An 18,977-nucleotide genomic window follows, 5' to 3' on the forward strand; every position below is an offset into this window, starting at 1 on the left:
CTGGATGCAGTTGGCGTATGTTCACGGTGCGATTGAGAGAGTAATGATGAGAGAACCAATTCCGTCCGATCTGAAGGATATAAGTTTTCCCATACCGATTCACTATCTCGATCTCGCCACCTCTCACCTCGCCGTTTCGCCCCCGGTCTCCGATGGGCTCGTGGTCTTTCTGTCGGATGGTCTTCCCGTAGGACAAGCCTATATCGAAAGGCCCGAGACGGCGGCGGCACTCGCCGAGCGTGTCGTGCGGCCCGAGACGCTCGAGCATGCGCGTCAAGTCGCGCAAACCCCTGTGGGCAACCGCGACGTCAGCATTCTGATTTGCACGAAGGACCGGCCAGAGGAACTACGCCGTTGCCTGGCCTCGATCCCCAAACAGTCGCTCAGCCCCGTCGAGATCATCGTGGTGGATAATGCCTCCGCAGGCGAGGCAACGCGCCGCGTGGTAGAGGAATCGGGCGCAACCTATGTCCGTGAAGATCGGGTCGGGCTGGATTACGCGCGCAATGCGGCGGTTCGTGCGGCGAGAACCGAATTCGTCGCGTTTACGGACGATGACGTCGTCCTCCATGAGCGGTGGCTGGAGAACCTGATGAAGGGGTTCGATCTGCCGGAGATCGCCTGCGTCACCGGGTTGGTCCTTCCCGGAGAACTTGCAACGCCGGCGCAGTTTATCTTCGAAAAGCATTGGAGTTTCGGCCGAGGCTATCTGCGGCAGGATTTCAACCAGGACTTCTATACCAGGGATACACGTTACGGCGCTCCGGTCTGGACGATAGGAGCCGGCGCAAGTCAGGCCATCCGCCGCAAGGTCTTCGACGAGATCGGCCTGTTCGATGTCCGCCTGGACATGGGCGCTGCCGGATGCTCAGGCGATTCCGAATACTGGAACCGGCTCCTCCATCATGGTCATGTCTGCCGCTACGAGCCGACGGCGGTCGCCTGGCACTTTCATCGCAAGGATATGAAGGGGCTCGCCAAACAAATCTACCAATATATGAGTGGCCATGTCGCAGCCCTGCTGGTCCAGTATCAGAACACCGGAAATAACGCCAATCTGCGGCGAATCCTGCTCTCGTTTCCGAAATATTACGCCGGAAGGCTCCGAAGACGGCTTCGCAAAGGCACGACGTCGCACGACGTCTTCCTGAGGCAGGAGATGCTCGGAAGCGTAAATGGCGCTCTCTACGTTCTGCGACGATGGAAGAGGCCCGCATGGTGATCGCCGCAACGCCTGACATTTCATTCCTCATCCCCGCCTATAACGCAGCCGATACGCTAGCCGAATGTCTTGCCAGCCTGCAGCAGCAGTCGCGATCGAACTGGCAGGCTGTCGTGGTCGATGACGGTTCGACCGACCGCACTTGGGAGGTTCTCGAGAGCGTCGCAAAAGCGGACAGCCGCATTCTCCCCGCTCGTCAGCCGAATGCTGGTGCGGCCGCCGCGCGAAACCATGCCGCAAGACTGGCAGCCGCGCCCCTGCTCTGCATGCTGGATGCCGACGACTGGCTGGATCCGACCTTCATCGAAAACATGCAGCCAGTGGCGGAGAATTCATCTCCAGCAGTTATCGCCTATTGCGCCTTCCGCCGCGTCGCCCCGGACGGCAGGCTTATGCAGGTGGAACAACCTCCCATCTTGACGGGAGACGTCGCCAAGCGTGAGTTCTCCTCTTTTTGTGCACTCGCCATCCATACGGTTGTCTTTCCCAGAAGCCTTTTTGAGCTGGTTGGAGGCATGGATGAGACCTTGCAGACCTGCGAGGACTGGGATCTCTGGCTTCGCATGGCCTTTTCCGGCGCCGAATTTCGTCGCGTCGACCAATGCCTCGCTTTCTATCGCATGAAGGCGGACTCGCTCTCCGGCGATCCGACCAAAATGGTGCGTGACGCCATTCGCGTGACATCGAAGGCGCAAGCGCTGCAGGCGCAGCAAGGCTTGTCGGCCGAGGGGCCGGAGACAGGCTGGATCACGCCCCCGGTCAGCCAACTGCGCATGCTAGCCTGGGTCGTCGCGGCCAAGCTCGACCCGACTTTGGATATTGCAGCCCTTGCAGCGCTTCTGCCTGAGATGCCGGACGCCGCGGGCTACGAAAACTTTCTTGCCGGGGTAATCCTGCATGGCCTGCAGACCGGGCTCTCTACTGATCGGGCCGACGATCTCATTGATGTGCTCGATAAATGGCGGCCGACGTTCCTTTTGCTCATCCAGCTGATTCAGGAACATTCCTTACCCGGCACTGGGCGCAAGATCATTGAGGCCGCCTCTTGGCACATATCCGCCGCAAACCCTTTGCGGTCATTCACGCTTGGCAATGTCCAGGTGGTCAGTGCCGCGCTCGAAACGCTTTCGCGGATCCCCAAGGCCGAGCCAGCCGACACGCTCATCATGCACGCCTTCTCCGGCGGACAACATGTCGGCTCCTTTGTCGGGCCATTCTGGGGCGATCTTTCGATCCGGGCACAGATCAGGCTGATCATGCATGAGATGCAGGCAGAAGAACATCTGCAGACGCCGCCCACCCTCGTCTATATGAGTTCGTGGACAAGGGAGGCATTGCGCGGCTACAGAGCCTTCGGCGGGCTGATCATCCGGAATGGCCAGCGGCGAGGACGTCTCGACCGAATTTTGGTGCGTATCGGACGCAACGCTCTTCTTGCCTGCGCGCCAAGCGACAGAGAAGACAACGACGCCCGACTGTCCGACATCCAACAAAATCTCCAACGCGGTCTGGCTCCACGGTTCCGAAATCCCACTCGGCTGCGGCCCGACGAAAAAACGGGGGCTGCCCCGGTTCAGTCGGAAGAAGAATACTGGGAGCATATCTTTGAACGCCCGGATCCATGGAATTACGTCTCCGTCTACGAGCAGGTTAAATATGCGCAGACGTTGAGCCTGATCCCGGAAGGGATCGAGAAGGCCCTCGAGCTCGCCTGCGCCGAGGGGATCTTTACCGAGAAGCTGGCGCGAAAGGTCGGCCAGCTGACGGCCACGGATATTTCCCAGCGGGCAATCGACCGGGCTGTCGAGCGCTGCCGCGACCATCGCAACGTCGAGCTTCGCGTGCTTGACTTCGTCAAGAGCGATGTTCCGCCCGAACAGGACCTCCTCGTCTGCTCCGAAGTCCTTTACTACATGAAAGACGAGGAGATGCTTGCGGCGGTCTGTCAGAAGATGGCCGCAGCGGTGAAGCCGAACGGCTACCTGATCACTGCCCACGCACATATCCGCCGGGACGAACCCAACCGGACCGGATTCGATTGGGACAATCCTTTCGGTGTCGGGACGATCAAACAGCTGTTAGCCGCACAAGCTGATCTGGCCCTGGAAGAGACGATCGAAACCGAACTTTACGCCATCCACCGGTTTAGGAAAGGCCCGGTGGCAGATCCTGTCCTGCGGGTCGAGCGGCATGGAACTCCGCTGGACGCGGATGTGGCAAAGCACATCATCTGGGGCCCGGCGGGTACTGAGCGTGGGGCGGCATGGACGACGGAGGTCACGACCTCGGTTCCCATCCTCATGTATCACAGGATCGCAGAGGAAGGACCGGCGGCACTCCAGCGCTTCCGCACGCCGCCGGAGATCTTCCGCAAGCAGATGCAGTTCCTTCGGCGACAGGGTTATTACACGGTGACGGCGCAGACCCTGGCGGGGCTTCTGCGCAGCGGCAAGCCGATCCAGGGCCGGCCCGTCATGCTGACCTTCGACGATGCCTACTCGGATTTCCTGGAGGAGGCCTTCCCGATCCTGGCCGAGAATGATTTCAGCGCTGACGTATTCGTCGTGACCGATAAAGTCGGCGGTCGGTCAGATTGGGATGCTGCCTATGGAGAGCCTGCACCGCTGATGTCGTGGTCGCATATTCAGGAGTTGCACCAGAAAGGCATCAGCTTCGGCTCCCACCTCGCATCCCACACACCAGCCAGTGCGATGGACAACGAAGCCCTGCTGGCCGAAGCCATGCGATCGCGCAATGCGCTGCAAAGCCGGCTGGGCAGCTCCGTGGAATCGATCGCGCTTCCCTATGGCGGGACAGACTTCAGGGTGCCGGGTATTCTGGCGCTTGCCGGCTACGGGATCGGCTTCACGACACGACCGGCAAAAGCCACATTTTCCGATAATCTCTTCGGTCTGCCACGCCTCGAAGTCCGCGGCGATCGTCCTCTCGAAGCGTTCCCTGAACTGATGGGCCTGCCGGGAGCTTATATCGGATGACAATACCATGACTGGCGTTGCGGCCCCTCTCATCACCGTCGTCATACCGGCTTACAACGCCGAAAAGACGCTTGCCGAAACATTGCAAAGCGTCTCCAGCCAGTCCTATGACAAGCTCGAAATCCTTGTGGTCGACGACGGATCGCGGGACCGTACCTTCGATCTTGCTCGCGACTACAGCCTGACCGATCACCGTGTCCGTGTTCTCCGCCAGGAGAATGGCGGCGTTGCCCGCGCGCGCAACCACGGCATCGAGGACGCGCGCGGCCTTTATATAGCCCCCGTCGATGCCGATGATTTATGGCACCCTCGCAAAATCGAACTCCAGCTCGAGGCGCTAGGGAAATTTCCGGACGGACGCGGAGTCGCTTACAATTGGTATGCGGCGATCGACGAGAACGGCATCATTTTCGGTCATTCGCGACCAGTCCTGCATCAAGGGACTATCTTCGAACCGCTGTTGCGGGAAAATTTCATCGGCAATGGCAGCACACCCTTGATGCCGCGGGCGGACATTCTTCGCTGCGGCGGCTATGACGCCAGCCTGCGCGACAACGGCGCCGAGGGATGTGAGGATCTGAAACTTTATCTGTCCTTGGCCGAAACCTTGCCCTTCGTGTTGGTTCCCGATTTCCTGACCGGTTATCGCTTTACCAAGGGAAATATGTCCAGCAACGCCTACAGGATGCTGAAATCCCACGCCCTGGTCATGGCCCCGATCATCACGCGCTATCCGCAGTTTACGCGCGACATCCAGACAGCCGAGTTCAACACCGCACGCTGGTATTTCAAAAAGGCGTTTCTGGGCAATGACTTTGCCCAGGTCAAACAGCTGGCGCCGATGATGGTCAGAAAATATTCCTCGCGCCTCGTCGTCCATGGAGTACAGCAGGGCTGGCGCCAAGCAAAACGCGTCCTGCGGACGGCAAAGCGCGCCCTCGGCAAGTCTTCGGCGCGGCCGAAAATCCGCCTTGGGAGCGCCCCCCTGCCGCAACCAGGAACAGCATTCAGCGATCGTTTCGCGGCCACGCCTGCCAGGGAGACAATAAGCCTGACCTCTTCGCGGATGGTCGACAATGAATAGGTTTCGAAAGCCACCTTCCGCTATGCCCGCAAGAGCCTACAACCTGGTCGTTGCATCTCGGTTTCGCGAGCTTCGGCAACTCGTACCGGCGCTGCGGCTCAAGATGACGGTGATGATCATCCTGGGAATTCTCACAGGGTTCTCGGAAATGGTCGGCATCACCTTTCTGGTCAGCCTCGTCTTTCTTCTCGGGCAGCAAGGTCCCGTTTCCGGCTCCGCCGTCGCATGGCTTCCAGCGATTTTCGGCGGCATCGACCTCAGTCTTTCGAAGCCTGTCCTGATCGGCATCCTCATCGGCTCCATCCTGTTCCGGATTTTATTGGGATGCGCCAATTCGCTGATTGCAAGCGCAGTGAACCACCGAATTAGCGACCGCATGCGAGACCGCCTCTACGCCAAGGTCTTGACCATGCCCTTCCAGCGCTTTCAAGACTATGAGCGCAGCGACCTGATCAACGTCATCGCGACCGAATCCTATGCGGTGTCGTCGGCGCATGCCAGCCTGGTACGTCTGGGGGTGAATTTCGGGACGATTGTGATTTTCGGCGTCGGCATGCTGGTCATGGCCTGGCCGATCGCGTTGCTGGCTCTCGCCTTCGGCTTCATCCATAATTTTGTATTGGGTTTCTTTGCCGGTGCCTACCGCCGTCTCGGTGCCTCTGCACTGGCTGCGGTGGAAGCCTTGACACAGTTGAGCTGGACAACGCTGCAGACTTTGAAGGCCGTCAAAAGCTTCGGCATGGAAAAGCGCCATCAACAACTCTTCGAGGCGCTTTCCAACGACGTCGGCCAGACCTGGCGCCGGTCGGATGGGATGGGAGCGATAACCTCGCTTCTCAGCGAAATGCTGACCTTCGGGGTCATCCTGACGATCATTCTGTCCTCCGAATTCCTGCCGGTCGATTTCAAGGCGGCGCTCTCGGCCACGATCCTTCTCTACAGGCTTCAGCCGCATATCAAGGGATTTGATTCCCAGATTCTCAGCCTTTACGAGATGGAAGCGTCCCTGCAAAACGTCCTGGCCCTGCTTGCAGAGAAGGATGACATCAAGCAGGCATCGCGAGGGGAGAAGGTAAGCCGCCTGGCGGAGGCGATTGTCTTCCACAACGTCTCGTTCGCCTATGAGCGATCGAACGCCCCGGCGGTTGACGACCTCAGCTTCGCAATCAGAGCAGGCGAGACGACGGCTCTGACGGGGCCGAGTGGCTCCGGCAAAACCACCATCCTCAACATGATTCTCGATCTCAACCCGCCGACCCGGGGCCTGATCACGGTCGACGGCAGGGATCTGACAACCATCGACCGGTCCAGCTGGCTGCAACTGCTCTCCGTGTCGGGCCAGGATGTTGAACTGATGGAAGGCACGGTCCTCGACAACATCCGGTTTCGTCGCGATATCTCGGAGCAGGATATCCGCTGGGCGGCCGATGTGGCCTGCGCAACGGAATTCATCAAAGATCTGCCGTATGGCTTTGATGAATGGCTGGGCGACGAGGCGATCCGGCTTTCGGGCGGACAAAGGCAGCGCATAGGTCTGGCGCGTGCGCTCGCCGGCCGGCCTCAGATCCTGCTGCTGGACGAAGCAACAAGCGCACTCGACGAAGAGACCGAGATGCGGGTGTTTTCGGCAATGAAAGAAGACGCCGGCAGAACGCTGATCGTCGTTAGCCATCGGCCCGCTGTGGCCAGGCTGATGAAGAACCGGATCGATCTCCGCCCCCCCACCCCCACATCCAAGCTCGGGTGACAGCCATGGAGATGCCAACCACATCCCGCATTCAAGTGGCCGTTATTATCCCTGCTTATAACGCCAGCCGCTACCTTGCCCACACGCTCCAGTCGGTCAGCAACCAGACCCACAAGGCGCTGGAGATCGTCATCATCGACGACGGTTCGACGGACGACACGGTCTCGATCTGTCGCCGTTTCGCCGCGGGCGACCCAAGGATCCGGATTCTGTCGACCGAAAACCGTGGCGTCGCTGCGGCTCGCAATAGCGGAATAAAAGCGTCGAAATCCGCCTATATCGCCTTCCTCGATGCGGACGACATATGGCATCCGACCTATGTCGAAAGAATGCTTGCGGCGCTCCATCCCCTGCCGGACGCCTGGGGCGCGGTGTATGCCCTTCACCGCTTCATCGATACCGAAGGATATTGCACGAGATCCGGTTCATCGCTGAACGCCCGGGACAACATTCTCAACCGTCATCTGGTATTCCGCTTCGTCGGCAATGGCAGCGGCTTCATGGTTCGCCGCGTTGTCGTCGACAAGATCGGCGGCTACGATTCAAGCTATGCCAGAAAGGGGATTGGAGGATGCGAGGATTTCGATTTCGAACTCCGCACCGCTGAACATTTCAAGATCGAGACGGTGCCGTTGGGTCTGGTGGGCTATCGCTCACATTCCGCAGCCATGTCTTCAGACAGGTCGCGGATGGCGCGATCGCTTCTGGCGGTGACCGAGCGATGTATCGCTCGCAATCCCCAGCTTCCGGCATTTGTCGTCAGCTGCGCCCGCGCGTCGGCGCATCTTTATGCATTTTCAAAATTTGCCGCTTTGAAAGATTGGCCCAGCGCTGCGACCTCGCTCAAACACATTTATCATCATAGCCCTATGGTCGCCTCCGGCGTCCTCGCCAGATTGATCTTTACAAAATCTGACAGAGCCGCACGCAGGGCGTTGTCGAAAATCTGGCCAGCGAGGGAGCAAAAGCAAAAGAATCTGAGGAAATTCGAAGAGATAGACCCGCTCCTGCCCTTGGTCGGCGGTTGGTCTCGCTTCAGAACGAAGACATTGCTCAGCCGCTTATCTGAGATCGATCGGTCTGACGAATGCGCTGCGGCGACCTCATTGCAGGAGGCTTGAATCTGTCGGCTGAACGGCTGTCGACGGCATTTTCCGCTCGACCGCTATTGTCGCGCCGAAGAGATCGAGCGCCGTCAAACATCCAAAGGTTTGACACCCCTTCCTTTCCATCAGCCTGGTGACTATCTCACTATTTTGTACTATGAAATTTTATATTGATGTAGAATAGTAATTGCTAAAAAAGAGAGTAATCTAAAGAAAAAAAGAACTACCCCAATAATGATCTTCGACAATGTCGAATTTAACTGAAATCATACCTACGTACAGTGCAGGCATTCCGACTGGAGGACCCGTCACCCACCCCGGCGGGTCCTCAACTTTGCTTCTCGGCTGGTTGCACAAATGCGGTCGCCGTTGTCGCTGCATCAGCGTAGATAGATCTTCCTTCGGATGACGATATTACGCTGTTGAGATCGGCTTGATGAGAAAATCCCGCATCATCGGCAAGTGACGGTCGAATTTCCGGCTTTCCCTGCTTAATATTTTGACCATAATTGCAATTTATCTCCGGATATTTCGAGATCCGCAATGAAATTGCGGAAGCGGAGCAATCGTCATGAAGTTGATATTGTTTTCCAATAGAAATTTATAATTATCGCTGATGCTCCTAAGCAGAACACATCCCGCGATTATAGTTTTATATAATTTCAATCGTCTAATATTGATGTTTAAATACAACCATTATCTGAAAATAATAAATTTACCTTTTGATAAATTTTATTTCTTCTACTCAATTATCGTTATTGGTTTTATTAGCTCCTTCATTTCACGAGAATCGGCGTTTAGCTTTCGGAGAAATCTCCCGAAAGTTATTTCCCTCCCCCGGTTCTCAACGGTCCGACAACCTGCCGGCACACTGGTGATGTTGTTACGGCCGATGGTCCAATAATCCTGGGCTGGCCGGGCGTGAAAAAGTTGCCGATGCAATTCAACACCGCAGCACGAAACATTAACAACCTGATAAATAAAGTTATTATATAATTCAATACGATCTGGACTGGCCGATTCAGCCAACAGCATTCGGTCTGCCATATCAAGCGTCGGCATATGAGCCTGTCCTTGCGGCGTCAGAAATTCCTATCCTCTTGGCGAGATATGCTTGGGCGAAGTTGGACAGTCGTGATTCAATACATCGGAGGCCCCGACATGTCCCGACCTGTGTCGAAATGGTCGCACCTCGCCAGCGAATTAACCCTTCATAAAGCATTTGCTTGCTCAACTTATAATTTGTGTCATGGTCACTGTAAGTAGCGAGGGAGCCGACCTGATGAGTGATATGGCATCGCAGATTCCGGAATTTGGTTACGATGAGCGCGTGATGATCTGCCGGAAGCAGATCGAAAAGGCGGTCTATCAGTTCATTACAAATACGAAGGTCGAGGGATGCGATCCGGCGGAAGTCGCCATGGCCATCGCAGACATTGCCGACGATTACATTTTGCTGCTGGCCCAGAAGCGCAATTTGACCCATTGAGGTCAATGGATCGGCCGCCGATCGTCCGCACGATGTGTGAGACCCAAAATCGCCGCCGCTTCCGCGTGCGCCCGGCCCAGAACGAGGCGGGCTTCTCCCAACCTACAATTGGCGCCAGCTCACAGATGGATTTCGATTGACCGCTCACTTGCACAGCAACACATGCATAACCCCGAAAATCGATGCCGATTTTCGGGGTTATGCATGTGTTTGAAGTGGTAGTGCGTTTCCAGCGCGTCCGGTCGGACGCATGCCGGCCTAATGGCTTCTCACGCTCACTTGCGGAACCGGGGAGCTCAATTCGGCCAATTCCTTGGTCAAGCCCTCCCCGACCTCCTGCTTCACCGCCTCAAGCGCAAGGTCGAGGCAATTGGTCGCAAACGGCAGTTTGACATCCTGAGAGACCTGTCGCGCATAGGCGATCATCCGCGCCAATGCGACGAGTTCTTCCAGTCCGTCTTCTGCCCCTTGGTCTGCTTTTATCTTGACAACCGATGTCACGCCCATGCCCCATTTCTCCAATGAATTGAAGGAATGATACGCCTGTGGACGTGATCCAGCCCGTGAAAAAAGCGTGACACAACCCTCGGTGACAAATGCCGACTTCAATTCACAATGCAGGGCGCGTGGGGAATGCGGTTTTGTGCAGTTTCCACGGCAAATCTGCATTCGAGCGAATGTCGCGGGCGTCCTGCACGGCTTTCAACAATTCCAAGGCATCGCTGCGTTTTTGATCGACGGCATTCGACAAAAGTGCCGCCAGCAGCCGCGGACGATCCGGCTCGGCCAGCCCTGCACATTGCTCGACGACCGCCCGCCACGTTCGCTTCTTGAAGAATATCACGCTTGCGGCATCTTCGAGCTCTTGACGCAACCCACTGGCCAGCTGCCCGCTATCCTGCATCACATCGAGCGTTGCGCTGACATTGACAAGCGGAACCGTCAGCGGCTTGCTGCCCAGCGCGCTCGGCGCGTGAGTGAGTGCGACGGCGGCATCGTCGACCAGCCGGCCGGTGCGATAGTCTTCGAAAATGCGGCCGATCCCGATCATGCCGAACGAATGGCATTCGGCAGCGCGCAGCGCGCCCATGCTTGCCGCCCCGAGAACCGCGACGCCCAGCGAAAGAGCACGGAGAATTTCCTTGTGCCAGACCGGTGCGGCATATTCGAAGCCGCCGTCGATCAGGCCGATGACATTGGCGCCCTGTTCCACCGCAGCCAAGACATCGCCCTGCGTCGCAGGCGGCAGGACGCCTATCCCCTCGCCGGCAAGCGACGCCGCATCGGGAAGACTGGGCCCTGCGAAAATGATCTTCAAAACCCTATTGCCCTGGCAAGCGCCCTCGTTCCGAACCGCCGGGCGCGCTCCCCCTCCGGATTTTCAAGCTCGGGAATGACAATCTTGACGACACTGAAGGGAAGCGTGTCGTCGCTGAGGCGCACGGCGATCACCGAAGCGATCTGCCTGTTGCGTAGCCGGTCGAGCACATGCTGCAGCAAGTGGGCCAGATCCTGCTGCCCATGTCCTGCCACCCCGTCACGGCCGATGGCGGCAGTGGGCGGTGCCGCAACCGCAGCGAAGGCCTGCCGCATCAGCGGCGGCAAGCATCGTGAGAACGTTGCAGAAGAAATATCGTCCCTGGCTCCGCTGATATAGGTCAGTCGGGATTGCACGGCTTCCGTCACCGCCCGAATGGCCGCGCGCACGGGAAACGGATGCGCGCCGGTGCCGCCGGTTACCTCGACGAGGCGAATCTCCCTGTCGCCGTGAAGAGCCCGACGGCCCGGAATGAGATCCCCAGGGCCCAGCATGGCGGTGAAACAGGGGATCCCGATGTCGCTGGTGATATCGAAGAGCCTGAGCGCCAATCCTGATGTTTCGATCTTGTCGATCAGGCCGCCCAAAGCACCGTCCTTAAAGCCGCGGGGATCGACGCAACCAGCGTAACGATCCGCTTCCGCGCCCACCTGCCACAGCACATGGGCGTCACGCTCGATGCGCTCCAGGACGCCATGAAAGATCGCCTCCTCGGCATTGTTACCCGACGCCAGGCCGTCCGAAGACATCCAGTATCGCGCGTCACGGGTGCGGTCGAGCACCACCGCTTCAAAGGGGACATAAACCTCGTCGCCGGTGAGGATATTGACGCCGGCAACCCATTCCGTCTCCTCGTCCGGTCCGAGATCGGGTTTATGAAGAGCGGTCAGGCAGTTCAGCATGTCGGTCTTGCGTCCCATCGCCTGCAGACGGGAAGAGGTGCCGTGGACGAGATCGACGGAGGGTTCGCCGGCAACCGCCCGTTCGAGGGCTTCCATAACAGTGGATACTTTGGCGTCGATATCGGTCAGGCCCTTTCCCTGGGCAATCACGATCGAACGGGAATTCGGGGCGTATGCGCACCAGACCGGGATTCCGATGTCGTCCAGTCCGGTATGTCGCGCAACCCTGGTAATGCCGAACCCGGCCAAAAGAGGTTCGACGCGGGAAAGGGTTTCCCGCGGCGACATAACCCTCTCGGAATATACGGACCAGTCCGTCAGAAGCCGGCTCAGCCGTCGACGTGACCGGAGAGGGCAACCTGCGCCGACGAAACGGCGACGGCGAGGTCGACGCCCTTCACAAATGTGCCGCCGGCTTTGCGCAGGTCGTTCGCAGTCCCCAAATCCCCCGTCGGATTGAGAGGCTTGACCGTACCCGCACCGAGATCGGCAAGCCAGAGACCCGCCTCGCCGGGTATACCTATAATGACAACTTTGGCCATGTAATGCCCCTAAGTTATTGTTAAAAACCGGCCTTCAATAGGCCCTCCCGATATAGCTCTTTTTGCCAATGTTCCTTGAAGGGGACGATGGCGAGCCACTTCTCGACGTCGAAGACCGGGTTGATGCTTTCGGCCCGTTGCCGATGGAAGAGCGCCCGTTTTCGATCGCCGATCATTGCGCAACTGGCCGCGGCGATGCGATGGGCCGGCGCTTTGTCTTTCATCGCCTCGACATAGGCGATGGCCTCCTCGTACTGTTCCAGGAAAAAACTCGCTCCCGCAGCACACCAGAGATAGGCGTCAGGCGCTATCGGATTGAGCGAAATCGCCTTTTTGATCTTGGCGAGCGCATCGCCGGGGCGGGATGCATGCACGAGCGTGTCGGCATGGCTATAGATGACATCGGCAAAATGCGGGCTGAGTTCTTCCGCCAGATGAAGTGCGGCGACACTGGCATCGACATCGCCGAGATAGAGTTTGGTGACGCCAAGCTCGCGATGGCCCGCCGCCGATGCCGGGTCCCGCTCGATGGCCCGAAGTGCATTCTGTTCCGCCAGATGCAGCAGCTCATTGTTTCCCTGCGCCGTCACAAGCCACTCGCTGGTGAAGGTCCTCGCCAGCCCGGTAAATGACGGAGAAAAATCCGCCTTGTGCGACAATGACTGCTTGAATGCCTTCCGTGCCCGGCGGATATGCGGCAATGTCAACTTGCTCATCAGGCTCGAGCCGACCAGATAGGCGTGATAGGCCTCAGGATTGGCTTCGAAACGTAAGCGCTCTTCCTCGTTTTCAGCCAGCTCGCGGGCCACCGACATGGTCAGCTGCTGCGCGATCAGCCGTCTCTGACGCGGCAATATATCAGGCGTCATCGCAAAGCGATTGGCCCAGATAATCTCGTCGGTGGGAAAATAAACCAGCTGGGCGAATAATCCCTCTTCGGAAAGCTTTGTATCCAGAAGATAGGCGATCGAATGACGGGCGACCACGGCAGCCTTCTCGGAGTCGCGGCGGATCTGGCCGGCCGTATGTGGCGCGACGATGGAAATGTTTCTGAGCGCGCAGAGTTCGATCGTGACGTCTTCGATCAGGGCGTTGGCAAGCGCAAGTCCGGCATCGGCATGTTTCGACGTCGGGGGAAGCAGCACCAGGCGAGGCAAGATCAGCGGCATCGGCGATATGCGTTCGATGTCGGCAGGTGTCTCATCACCGGCCTCTGACCGCTTCACCTGTACCCGGGCATGGTCGTCGCCGTTCGACAAGCTCTCATTGAGGGACGAACCGCCAGATAGCCGGTGCAGTAAGGCTCTGACCTGCTCGTCTTTCGGATCCCGTTCGAGGATCTGCAGGGCGGCGCTGGAAATGGTGCGCGTCGCGCCGGGCTTTTGCGCATCCGGCAGCGCATCCAGCAATGCCTGCCGCAATTGCAGCGCCTGAGTGTCCCGTTGCGCCCTGATCCACGCATCTATCAACTTTGTCGCTGGTTTGATATTTCCGATGAACCCGCGCTGGGTCAGTTCGGCGATCGCGTTCAGCCGCTCCAGTGGCGAACCGCCGGCGCGAAAAATATCCAGATCGCTGGAAACTACCTGCGTGTTGAGACGAACCGTGGTGGCGGTGAAATCGAAGGGCATTTCGGCGCGTCCGCTGTCTGTCTCACGGATGCGGGAAAGCAGTTTGCGCAGATTGAGCCGCGCCAGATCAGCTTCGACGTCATTCCATAGAAACTGAGCCAATTCATAACGACTGAGTTCTTGGCTCGCGCCGGCATAGATATGGGCCATCATCAACAGGCCCTTGATCGGATAGCGAACCGGATCGCCATTCGTCTCGATCAACCGCAGATCGCCGAATGTCTGCAGATGGAGCACGATCCGTCCTCAGCTGTTCATAACCGAATCGTGCAACTCACTGTCGCTTTCAGGCAACCCCGCGGCTGCCAGGCTTTTGGCCAACGCCACCAGCTTTTGCCTGATATTCGGGTCCTCGATGGCGATGAATGCCTTGTTGAGCGCCAGCCCCTCTTTCGAGGACAAAAAGCTGTTCAATTCACTCGTCTCGCCATCGATCGGCCCGGCGCCGCCGTTCTCGAAGAAAAAGCCGACGGGCACGCGAAGAATCTCGGATATGCGCTGAAGACGGCTGGCGCCTATTCTATTCGTTCCTTTTTCGTATTTCTGGATCTGCTGGAAGGTAATGCCCAGAAGTTCGGCCAAGCCGTTCTGGGTCATCCCGAGCGTCTTCCGTCGAACTCTCACGCGGTTGCCAACATAGACATCGATCGAATTCGGCGATTTAGCCTTCATGTGAATAAGTCTCCCGCGTTATCAGCACGCCCAGCTGTATAATGGAGAGTTTAAGCAAGAATGCAACTAAAAGTAAATATTTCGTAAGGGTTTTTTTCAGCAGTGCAGACAGTAAAAGCAACCTGTGGATTATTGCAACGGGCGGCATTTGGCGCGGGTGGGCACCGTGCTTTATCGCACACGTCGCAGCGGACGAATGCCGTCCGAAATCAGTGCAGCTCCGACGCCGTGTCTAAGAGGCTTTTGCGCAACGGCGATCATCGACTTGGCGAAAACGGGAATCCTTCCGACATATTCAAAATGTACATTGTCGAAGCCGGCATCCAGCAACAGCGTACTCAGCGTGTTTTTCGACCAGAACTTGATATGCCCATGATCCGTCAACGGCATGAAATGGTCGTCCATTTTCCCCACCGCAGCCAGGGCAAGGTTCTTCAGATAACCATGATAGGGCGTCGAAATCACGGCGATACCGCCCGGCTTGACGAGATCGTACATCGTCGAGGTGAAAGCCTTCGGATCGTAGACATGCTCGACGACCTCCAGGCTGATGACGGCATTGAATGTGCCATATTCCCTGGAAAGCTTGTCATACGCCGAGCCGACATTCAGCGGCAGTTCGGGATAATTGACATTGGCCTTCGCGATGCCATCGCTGGAAGGATCGACGCCGACGACATAATATCCCTTTCCCGCAAGAGCCGCAGCTGCCCCGCCGGTACCGCATCCCAAGTCAAAAACGTCGTTCTCAAGAGCACCGTCGAAATGGCTCTCCAGCACATCGAGCACGGCGGGCAAGATGTAGGAATGCGCGGTGGTCGGTTTGGCGTGAACATAGGTGGTTGCGTCTAGCTCGACAGACATATCCCTTCCCCTCGGCGATTGCGCGGCAAACCCTATCGAAGAATACGTCGAAAATTTGATGAAAATCGCCAAAACCCGTCCGATTCCAAGGATATCCAAAATATAATCTATGGTTTCATAATAAAAATAAAAACTTTTGCGCGAAAATAGACTCAGACTATAATATAAATTAATATATATGGATAGCTATCATATAGTAATTCAGAAATTGTCCAAAATATCCTACCTTAATCATAATAATAAAAACAATAATCCGTCGAAATCACGCGGAAGCCGAGCTAACGCTGATCGATTCATAGACCGAATGGTGAGATCATTCGCCATCTTCCACCGCGATTGCCCCTAGCTATCTTGGAGCTTCCCAATCGACATAGGGTTGAAGCGCCTCCGCCGAAATCTGCAGCGCTCCCTTCCTGATGACACACAAAGGTGCCCAATTGCCGACACGAAGCCAAAGATATTTAACGGCTGAATGTATATGCTTGATCTAAAGCGCGTCGCGATCTTTTAGTTTCGCTCCTCGCGCTTTAGGTCTTTGTTTTACGCATGTCGTTGTCGCTAAACCGCTGCACACTTTTGCGCGACATGCTTTGGTGCAATTCCAGCAAAAGTGCGCGGCGGTTTGCGTCCGGAATTGCGCAAAAACAAAAAGATAGAGGGTTCCGTGGCTTGGAGAAAAACGGAAATGCTCTAGACCGCCCGATCGAAAACCTTCTCGCACGCCGGAGAAGACAAGCTTGCCCGATACTTCGTCGTCCGCATATGCGAAACAGCCGGTGAGAAAACCGCGGATTCCCGTTGTCTTCTGGTTGCTGCTGACGATTTCCCTCTCGCTGGTTATGGGAACGGTGCTGCTTTCCAACGACATGAAACACTTAAAGACGGTCAGCCATTATTTTGGCTTCGATCTATTTCCCCCTGAGGTTAGGCCGCCGCCGCCCAAAGCTCTTCCCCGTCCGGCGCCTCCAGCCACCTTCGCGCTTCCCTTGCATGTCATTGAACCGCCGGCCGCACAGACCGCGTCGACTTTTCTACGGACATGGCGGATATCCGGCGCCGCAATGTGTGCGGCGCTGCGCAATGCCGGCATCGAAACCACCGATTGGGCGGCGACGAGCTTCAACGCCGATACGTTCGAATGCTTTTTCGAGCAGAGCGGCAAGCGGGAAAAGGATCAGCTCCCGAACTCCATCTTCGTCATCGTTCGCGGCGACGCCGCCGGCACGATCAACAATATGCGCGTGAAGATCGTCAATCCCGAGACCGATCAAAATGGCCAGCTCGATCCCGGCATTCTGCGAATTTTCCAAATCATGCTGCGGCAACCGCAATGGCTCGATTTTCACGAGACCCTGAACGCCATCAAGAACCTGAGGGATATCAAGGAAGACGGCTTCGGAGCCAGTATCAGCTTCACCCGCGAGGTGCTCAATCCCGGGAATTACAATTTCACACTCTCGCTGGATGCGACTTCAGGACCGCAGAAAAGAACGAGAAATTACTTTTCCGGCAGAATATGGCTGCCATTGCCCGACCATGCGGTCGACATCAACAGCGCGCAACCGGAATCAGTCTCCGAGCCTTCCGATGCCGAGGCCCCGGCAGAAAGTCCGGAGCATCGGCATTAGAGAAATTCCAAAGGTGCGCAGCGGCTTCACAGAAATTGTGCAAAAACAAAGAGATAGAGCACTAAAAAGGCGGACATCTTCTAGATTTCTGACTTCCCGCCGCGCGCCGACTTATCTCGCCATGTAACTTGCATCGTCGTGATCTCTGGCCAGAATCTTGTAAAGCTCTTTCAAACTGTCCGCACTCGGCCGTTCGGTGCTGTCCCCACCCGCCAGGCGCCAAACACGCTCGACATTGAGGTCCTGCGTGACTTGCGCAAGGTCTTCGTTCAGCGAGCGAATGACGATCTCCGATTGACGCAGCCGCCACGACATTCTGACGAGCGCTGCGAACGGGAGGAAAATGACGCCGATGATGCCGAGAACAAGGGCTGCGAACTGCCGGTCATCGAGGAGCGATAGATCGTTTCGAACAGGCGCCATAAAAAAAACGGCATTTTGAAATGCCATATAAAAATAGCTCATCAGATAGCTGGACCAATCTTCCATCACGAGCGCCCTCCCCGAGCGGTTTATATCTTGGAATATGCTGAAAAGTCTAGCAGACACCAACAATATCCCCTGCGGCGAAAGTATATTTGAGGTTGCATTACTCTGCTGAATTGAACGCGAATCCCGTGATGGATCGGTGCCGACGAGCCTGGCCCTTCAAATTCCACCGCGGACATGAAAAAAGCTAACAGTGAGAGATAGAATGAATAGAAGACGTTTCCTCGCCTCGGTTCCGCTCGCTCTGTTGTATGTTCGTGCGGGCCAGGCCCTAGCGCAGGTGCCTGCCTCTGCAGGGCTGCGCGCCCTCGCCGATAGGAAGTCGTTCCGATTCGGATCGGCAATCGACCTGCAAAACATCAACGATCCAATCGCTTCCGAGATTTACATCGACAACGTCAATTCAATAACGCCGCGAAACGAGCTGAAGTGGAATGCGACGGAAAAGAGACCGGGTGTTTTCAGCTTCGGTAGCGCCGACCGCATGGTTGCATTTGCACGTAAAAACAACATGAGGGTTTATGGCCATACGCTGATCTGGTATCGCGTCCCGGGCTGGGTGTCTGATATCACGGACGCAAAGACCATTCAGGCGGCCATGAACCGTCATATAAAACAGGTTGTCACTCGCTATAAGAACTCGATCGATGCTTGGGATGTGGTGAACGAGCCGTTGGAGTATGATGCAGCGGATCTGCGGGATTGTGTTTTCCGACGCCTTCTTGGCGACGATTATATCCGTATGAGTTTCGACATGGCGCACCAAGCTAATCCCGGCGCGACGCTGGTCCTCAACGAAACGCATCTGGAGAAAAAATCCGACGTGTTCGAACAGAAGCGTGCGCGCATCCTGAAAATCGTCGAGGATCTCGTCGCCAAAAAAACGCCGATCAATGCGGTAGGGCTGCAGGCGCATTTCCGCCCAGGCCTCGACCGGATCGATCCGGAAGGAATGGGACGCTTCTGCGCGGCGCTGAAGGACATGGGTGTCGGCGTTTTCATCACCGAACTGGATGCGTCCTGCCACTTCCTGAACCGCGACAAAGCCTTCACGCCGGCATCCTACGCCGATATTTTCAGTGACGTGATCACCGTGGCGGCCGAACATGGCGACTTGAAAGGCGTGACAGTATGGGGCATGTCGGAAAAATACGGCGAGCGCGATGAGAAAGCGGCCGATCCAGCTGCGGCTTGCACGAAGCGCGTTAATCTTTACGACGAAAATAATGCGCCAAGAAGTGCGATCGACGGTATCCGGCGGGCAATAGAGGCGATGTGATGCACAAG

The 18,977-nt window shown here is 56.9% G+C and carries 17 protein-coding genes; 8 read left to right on the forward strand and 9 right to left on the reverse strand.

Annotated features, from left to right (window positions below; all coding sequences use genetic code 11):
* Positions 1–4 precede the first annotated feature (4 nt).
* The 5 genes from AB8B31_RS16070 to AB8B31_RS16090 are packed head-to-tail and all read left to right on the forward strand — an operon-like array spanning position 5 to position 8,170.
* Entirely contained in the window at positions 5–1,222 is a 1,218-nt protein-coding gene (locus tag AB8B31_RS16070; protein WP_028733323.1) for a glycosyltransferase family 2 protein, read from the forward strand.
* Positions 1,216–4,218, forward strand: coding sequence for a trifunctional glycosyltransferase/class I SAM-dependent methyltransferase/polysaccharide deacetylase (locus tag AB8B31_RS16075; protein WP_028733322.1), 3,003 nt, complete (start codon positions 1,216–1,218; stop codon positions 4,216–4,218). Before AB8B31_RS16070 ends, AB8B31_RS16075 begins: the two co-directional genes overlap by 7 nt.
* Before the next feature lie 7 nt (positions 4,219–4,225).
* Positions 4,226–5,302: a glycosyltransferase family 2 protein gene (locus AB8B31_RS16080; protein ID WP_018243187.1), complete on the forward strand. Its 1,077-nt coding sequence runs from the start codon at positions 4,226–4,228 to the stop codon at positions 5,300–5,302.
* Positions 5,295–7,049 (forward strand): ABC transporter ATP-binding protein, encoded by a 1,755-nt coding sequence (locus tag AB8B31_RS16085; protein ID WP_028733321.1) that lies wholly within the window; start codon positions 5,295–5,297, stop codon positions 7,047–7,049. The genes AB8B31_RS16080 and AB8B31_RS16085 overlap by 8 nt, the downstream gene beginning before the upstream one ends.
* Positions 7,046–8,170 (forward strand): glycosyltransferase family 2 protein, encoded by a 1,125-nt coding sequence (locus AB8B31_RS16090; protein ID WP_028733320.1) that lies wholly within the window; start codon positions 7,046–7,048, stop codon positions 8,168–8,170. The genes AB8B31_RS16085 and AB8B31_RS16090 overlap by 4 nt, the downstream gene beginning before the upstream one ends.
* Before the next feature lie 726 nt (positions 8,171–8,896).
* Here the strand turns inward: AB8B31_RS16090 and AB8B31_RS16095 are convergent.
* Entirely contained in the window at positions 8,897–9,217 is a 321-nt protein-coding gene (locus AB8B31_RS16095; protein ID WP_128408352.1) for a hypothetical protein, read from the reverse strand.
* 220 nt (positions 9,218–9,437) lie between these two features.
* Between AB8B31_RS16095 and AB8B31_RS16100 the strand changes: the two genes are divergently transcribed.
* Positions 9,438–9,644 (forward strand): hypothetical protein, encoded by a 207-nt coding sequence (locus AB8B31_RS16100; protein ID WP_032980530.1) that lies wholly within the window; start codon positions 9,438–9,440, stop codon positions 9,642–9,644.
* Positions 9,645–9,902: 258 nt separating this feature from the next.
* Here the strand turns inward: AB8B31_RS16100 and AB8B31_RS16105 are convergent, their stop codons facing one another.
* The 7 genes from AB8B31_RS16105 to AB8B31_RS16135 form a co-directional block, all read right to left on the reverse strand.
* Positions 9,903–10,151, reverse strand: coding sequence for a hypothetical protein (locus AB8B31_RS16105; RefSeq protein WP_018243191.1), 249 nt, complete (start codon positions 10,149–10,151; stop codon positions 9,903–9,905).
* A 103-nt stretch (positions 10,152–10,254) separates the two neighbouring features.
* On the reverse strand, positions 10,255–10,962 hold the full coding sequence (locus AB8B31_RS16110) for a TfuA-like protein (protein ID WP_018243192.1): 708 nt from the start codon (positions 10,960–10,962) through the stop codon (positions 10,255–10,257).
* On the reverse strand, positions 10,959–12,152 hold the full coding sequence (locus tag AB8B31_RS16115; RefSeq protein ID WP_018243193.1) for a YcaO-like family protein: 1,194 nt from the start codon (positions 12,150–12,152) through the stop codon (positions 10,959–10,961). Before AB8B31_RS16115 ends, AB8B31_RS16110 begins: the two co-directional genes overlap by 4 nt.
* A 41-nt stretch (positions 12,153–12,193) precedes the next feature.
* The gene (locus tag AB8B31_RS16120) at positions 12,194–12,406 is read right to left on the reverse strand and encodes a hypothetical protein (RefSeq protein WP_018243194.1); all 213 of its coding nucleotides are present in this window, start codon (positions 12,404–12,406) and stop codon (positions 12,194–12,196) included.
* Positions 12,407–12,426: 20 nt separating this feature from the next.
* Positions 12,427–14,274 (reverse strand): peptide antibiotic resistance protein, encoded by a 1,848-nt coding sequence (locus AB8B31_RS16125; protein WP_028733319.1) that lies wholly within the window; start codon positions 14,272–14,274, stop codon positions 12,427–12,429.
* A 9-nt stretch (positions 14,275–14,283) separates the two neighbouring features.
* Positions 14,284–14,709: a helix-turn-helix domain-containing protein gene (locus tag AB8B31_RS16130; RefSeq protein WP_018446802.1), complete on the reverse strand. Its 426-nt coding sequence runs from the start codon at positions 14,707–14,709 to the stop codon at positions 14,284–14,286.
* A 171-nt stretch (positions 14,710–14,880) separates the two neighbouring features.
* Entirely contained in the window at positions 14,881–15,573 is a 693-nt protein-coding gene (locus AB8B31_RS16135) for a class I SAM-dependent methyltransferase (RefSeq protein WP_028733318.1), read from the reverse strand.
* A 737-nt stretch (positions 15,574–16,310) separates the two neighbouring features.
* Between AB8B31_RS16135 and AB8B31_RS16140 the strand changes: the two genes are divergently transcribed.
* Positions 16,311–17,201, forward strand: a complete 891-nt coding sequence (locus AB8B31_RS16140; RefSeq protein ID WP_018243198.1) for a DUF6030 family protein — start codon at positions 16,311–16,313, stop codon at positions 17,199–17,201.
* Positions 17,202–17,312: 111 nt separating this feature from the next.
* On the opposite strand, the gene AB8B31_RS16145 is transcribed toward AB8B31_RS16140, so the two are convergent.
* Entirely contained in the window at positions 17,313–17,756 is a 444-nt protein-coding gene (locus AB8B31_RS16145) for a hypothetical protein (protein WP_026230733.1), read from the reverse strand.
* A gap of 139 nt (positions 17,757–17,895) precedes the next feature.
* On the opposite strand from AB8B31_RS16145, the gene AB8B31_RS16150 reads away from it, so the two are divergent.
* The gene (locus AB8B31_RS16150) at positions 17,896–18,969 is read left to right on the forward strand and encodes an endo-1,4-beta-xylanase (RefSeq protein ID WP_018446806.1); all 1,074 of its coding nucleotides are present in this window, start codon (positions 17,896–17,898) and stop codon (positions 18,967–18,969) included.
* Positions 18,970–18,977: the final 8 nt, after the last annotated feature.

It is taken from the genome of Rhizobium sp. 62_C5_N11_2, assembly GCF_051811185.1.
Lineage (GTDB): Bacteria > Pseudomonadota > Alphaproteobacteria > Rhizobiales > Rhizobiaceae > Rhizobium > Rhizobium leguminosarum.